Consider the following 4,144-nt stretch of genomic DNA (forward strand, 5'->3'; position numbering starts at 1 on the left):
GGCACCATCGCCGCGTTGAAGCCGTACTGCGCGGCCTCCCGGGCGTGGGCGACCATGTCCTCGCGGGTGGCGCGGGAGTCGATGCGGGTGTGCTGGATGTACCGCGCCGGGCGGAGGAGCTACCCGAGGTGGCCGGCACCGCGTTGGTCGGCGCGCTGGCCGAGCGGCCGGGCGCGGTCGGTTCCGGGCAGGTCCGCCCGCGGCCGGCCCGAGGTGCTGGGGCCGGTGCGCAGCGAGGCGAGGTAGGCGTTGTACGCCTCCAGCTCGCGGTCGCCGTCGCGGTCGGCGGCCCGGTCGCTGCGGCGCGCCCGGCGCTGCTCGGAGGCGTGCCACTGGATGACGAGCGCGATCAGCACGATGACGGTGGGGATCTCGCTGAAGGCCCAGGCGATGCCGCCGGCCGCCGTCTGGTCGGCGAGCGGGTCGACGCCCAGCGAGGCGGGCGGATCGGCGTAGGTCGCGATCATCGGCGCGGTGCCCATCATCAGCGCGATACCGAAGAAGGCGTGGAACGGCATGGTGGCGAACAGCTCCAGCATGCGCATGACGTGGCCGGGCCGGTGCGGGCCGGGGTCCACTCCCATGATCGGCCAGAAGAACACCAGGCCGATCGCGAGGAAGTGCAGCATCATCGCCAGGTGGCCGGCGGCGCTCTCCATCAGGAAGTCGAAGAGCGGGGTGAAGTACAGCCCGTAGAGGCTGGCGATGAACATCGGGATGGTGAACAGCGGGCTGGAGATGACCCGGACGTAGCCGCTGTGGAGGAACGACCGCAGCAGCTCGCGCGGGCCGGTGCGGCCGCGCGGTGCGGCGGGCAGCGCCCGCAGGGCCAGCGTCACCGGCGCGCCCAGCAGCAGCAGGATCGGCGAGAGCATGCTGATGACCATGTGCTGCGTCATGTGGACGCTGAACAGCACCATGCCGTAGTCGTTGAGGGCCGTGCAGGTGACCAGGAGCACCGAGGCGATGCCGAGGACGAACGAGGTCGTGCGGCTCGCCTGCCAGCGGTCCCCGCGCGACACCAGTCGGGCGACGCCCCAGAGGTAGAGCGCCAGGACCGCGAGGCTCCCGACCAGGAAGACCGGGTCCGGGCTGATCTCGAACGCCCGTCCGTAGCTGAACGGTGGCAGGTCCGCGCCACCGTGATCGCCGTGTCCCATCCGGCCGCTCCCGTTCCGTACCGATTGCCCGGACCAGCATAGATCGCGCCGCGCGTGCCGCTCGGCCCGGGGGCGGCAGCGCCCCCGCTGCCGCCGCGAATGCCACCGCCCGCGCCCCTGAAGGGGCACGGGCGGTGGCATTCCGCGGGGCGCGGGGCCGTCGGTGTCAGGCGGGCTGGGCCGCGGCCGCGATGCGCTCGGCGCGCAGGGCGTCGTACCAGCGGTCGTCCACCGGCGGCAGGGCGTTGACGTCCAGCGCCAGCTTGAGCAGGTGGTCGGCGACCAGCGGGTTGCGGGCGAGGACCGGGCCGTGGAGGTAGGTGCCGAACACCGTGTCGTTCCACGCCCCCTCGTTGCCGTCGCCGATGCCGTTGCCCTTGCCGAGCCGGACGGTCGCCAGCGGGCGTGCGTTGGGGCCGATGTGCGTGACGCCCTGGTGGTTCTCGAAGCCGGTCAGCTCCGGGAGACCGAGGCTCGGGTCCACGTCGGCGAGGACGTCGCCGACGCACCGCTCGGCCTCGCCGCGGACGCTGACGACGTCGAGGAGGCCGAGTCCCGGCTCCGGGTTGCCGAGGTCGTTGACGAACTCGTGGCCCAGGATCTGGTAGCCGGCGCAGACAGAGAAGACGATGGCGCCGTTGTTGACGGCCCGCTGGAGCCCGCCGTCCCGCCGGAGCCGTTCGGCGGCGAGCCGCTGCGGGCGGTCCTCGCCCCCGCCGATCAGGTAGATGTCGCCCGAGGTCGGGATCGGCTGGTCGGACCGCACGTCGATCCGGTCGACCTTGAGCCCGCGCCGGCGGGCGCGGCGCTCCACGACGAGCACGTTGCCCTGGTCGCCGTAGGTCGACAGCAGGTCGGGGTAGATCCACACCACGCGGAGACTGGTGTCGGACATGGCTTGACGTCCCTTCGGTGGTAGTGGGTCAGTTGCCGACGACGCGGCGGACGTCCTGGAAGGCGGTGTAGTTGGCGATCAGCTCGATCCTGCCCGGGGGCAGCGCGCCGATGGCCTGCTGGAGGGTGTCGTGGACCGTGAACTCCAGTCCGGCCACCTCCAGCCGGACCGCCAGGTCCAGCCGCCGGTCGCCGATCACGGCGATGGGGTGGCCGGCGAGCCGGGTGTAGTCGACGTCCCACAGCCAGGAGGTGTCGGTGCCGTCGGCGCCCCGCGCGTTGACCGAGAGCACCACCGGCGTGGGCGGCGGGTCGATCAGCGAGAACGTCTCCAGCCAGCCGGCCGGGTTCTTCGCCAGCAGCAGCCGCAGCTCACGGTCCTGGTAGGAGACCACGTCGTACCGGCCGGCGACCGCGGCCACGGAGTACATCCGCTCCAGGGCGATCTGCGGCGCGATGCCGAAGACCGCGGCGACGGCCGCGGAGGAGGCGGCGTTGGCCTTGTTGGCCCGGCCGGGCAGCTGGAGCCGGATCGGCCAGGCCGAACCGTGCGGGTCCAGCACGTGGTCCCCGGAGAGCACCCAGGTCGGCTCGGGGCGGGCGAACCCGCACTCGCCGCAGACGAACCCGTCGTCCGGGCGCTGGAGCACACCGCCGCAGGCGGGGCAGGACCAGGCGTCGTCCTTCCACTCCTGACCCGCGGCCACCCACACCACGTGGGCGGAGGAGGAGGCGGCCCAGACGACCAGCGGGTCGTCGCAGTTGGCGACGATGACGGCCTTCGAGCCCTCCAGGCCGGTGCGCCAGTGCTCGGCGAGCATCCGGGTCTCGGCGGCGCGGTCCAGCTGGTCGCGGGAGAGGTTGAGCAGCGCGATGACCTTGGGCTCGACGTCGCGGGCGACACCGGCCAGGTACTTCTCGTCGACCTCGATGACGCCGTAGCGCGCCTCGGATCCCCCGGCGAGCGCCGAGGTGATGCCCGCGGGCATGTTGGCGCCCAGCGCGTTGGAGACCACCGGGCCGCCGGCGCGCAGCGCCTCGGCGATCAGCCGGGTGGTCGTGGTCTTGCCGTTCGTCGCCGACACCAGCACCACGTCGAGGTGCCCGGCCAGACGGGCGAGCAGGTCGGGGTCCAGCTTCAGGGCCACCCTGCCCCCGATCACCGACCCGCTGCCGCGGCCCGCTGCCCGGGACACGGCTGCCGCTGCCTTACCCGCCGTCACTGCCAACCTGGCGCGCGGCGACAGCGGTTCAGTGCTCTCCGTCATCGTCTCTCTTCCTCCTTGCCCCTTGGTGGGGCCCACCCTATCGACCTCGGGGAGTGCCTCGGCCGCCGCGCGCCGCGGCGGGCGGGGTGGCGTGCGGCACGCGGGGCGGACCGAGGGCGTCCGCGCCCGGCCGTGCCGCGGCTTTCACCCCACCGTTCACCCATATGATCGGATCAACTGTTGTGTACCGATGGTGCGCATTACGGTGCGGAGAGTGACCTGCGTGCCGCAACATCGGGAGTCCCCATGATCTTGTCCGTCTCCGGCGTCGTCCTTCTCGGAGTCATCATGTTCCTCTTCTTCCGGAAGGACGGAATGAAGCCGCTGCACGCGGCGGTCTGCGCCATGTTCGGCTTCTATCTCGCCGGCACGGCGATCGCGCCGAGCATCCAGGCCGGTAGCGACAGCCTCGCCAGCCTCCTCGGCGGCATCGCCCCCTGACCCGTCCGAACCCATCGGCGGCGGGGAGCGGGGCCGCTCCCTGCCGCCGGTGGCCGGCCCCCCGGCGGAGGTGCCCCGGTGCTGGAGAAGATCCGTTCGCTGCCCGCGCGTGCCCGCGGGCTGGCCGAGGCGGTCCGCAACCCGGACGACCTCGGTTCCCCCTCCGCCGTCCCCCGCCTTGTGGCGGCCGGGCTGCGCGGCCTGGCCGGCGGCGCCCTGGCCCGCTGGCGCGCCACCCCGCGCGACCGGCGGCTGCCGCTGGCGGCGGTCGTGGTGTCGGGGCTGGCACTGGTGTGGCTGATGCCGCACGGACCGCTCCTCGCCGCGTGCGCCCTGCTCCCGGTGGCGGTGGTCGCCGGCCGCCGGGCGGAGCGCGGGGGG

Annotated in this window: 4 protein-coding genes and 1 pseudogene; 2 read left to right on the top strand and 3 right to left on the bottom strand. The window is 73.4% G+C overall.

Annotated features, from left to right (window positions below; all coding sequences use genetic code 11):
* Positions 1-119 precede the first annotated feature (119 nt).
* The 3 genes from HCN52_RS22505 to HCN52_RS22515 all read right to left on the bottom strand — a co-directional run bounded on the left by HCN52_RS22505 (position 120) and on the right by HCN52_RS22515 (position 3,322).
* The gene (locus tag HCN52_RS22505; RefSeq protein ID WP_168090275.1) at positions 120-1,160 is read right to left on the bottom strand and encodes a cytochrome c oxidase assembly protein; all 1,041 of its coding nucleotides are present in this window, start codon (positions 1,158-1,160) and stop codon (positions 120-122) included.
* Between the two features lie 166 nt (positions 1,161-1,326).
* Complete coding sequence (locus HCN52_RS22510; RefSeq protein ID WP_168090276.1) at positions 1,327-2,055, bottom strand: type 1 glutamine amidotransferase; 729 nt, start codon at positions 2,053-2,055, stop codon at positions 1,327-1,329.
* Between the two features lie 28 nt (positions 2,056-2,083).
* Positions 2,084-3,322 carry a MurT ligase domain-containing protein gene (locus HCN52_RS22515; RefSeq protein WP_168090277.1) on the bottom strand — a complete coding sequence of 413 codons (1,239 nt, stop codon included), beginning with the start codon at positions 3,320-3,322 and terminating at the stop codon, positions 2,084-2,086.
* A gap of 246 nt (positions 3,323-3,568) precedes the next feature.
* On the opposite strand from HCN52_RS22515, the gene HCN52_RS22520 reads away from it, so the two are divergent.
* Complete coding sequence (locus HCN52_RS22520) at positions 3,569-3,763, top strand: hypothetical protein (protein ID WP_167974514.1); 195 nt, start codon at positions 3,569-3,571, stop codon at positions 3,761-3,763.
* Between the two features lie 78 nt (positions 3,764-3,841).
* A pseudogene (locus tag HCN52_RS22525) lies at positions 3,842-4,144 on the top strand (hypothetical protein); the annotation flags it as partial.

It is taken from the genome of Streptomyces bohaiensis, assembly GCF_012033785.1.
Lineage (GTDB): Bacteria > Actinomycetota > Actinomycetes > Streptomycetales > Streptomycetaceae > Streptomyces > Streptomyces bohaiensis.

Excerpts from the sequence above, each read along its gene's own strand:
- HCN52_RS22505 (WP_168090275.1), bottom strand. The coding sequence starts at position 1,160 with ATGGGACACGGCGATCACGGTGGCGCGGACCTGCCACCGTTCAGCTAC.
- HCN52_RS22510 (WP_168090276.1), bottom strand. The coding sequence starts at position 2,055 with ATGTCCGACACCAGTCTCCGCGTGGTGTGGATCTACCCCGACCTGCTG.
- HCN52_RS22515 (WP_168090277.1), bottom strand. The coding sequence starts at position 3,322 with ATGACGGAGAGCACTGAACCGCTGTCGCCGCGCGCCAGGTTGGCAGTG.
- HCN52_RS22520 (WP_167974514.1), top strand. The coding sequence starts at position 3,569 with ATGATCTTGTCCGTCTCCGGCGTCGTCCTTCTCGGAGTCATCATGTTC.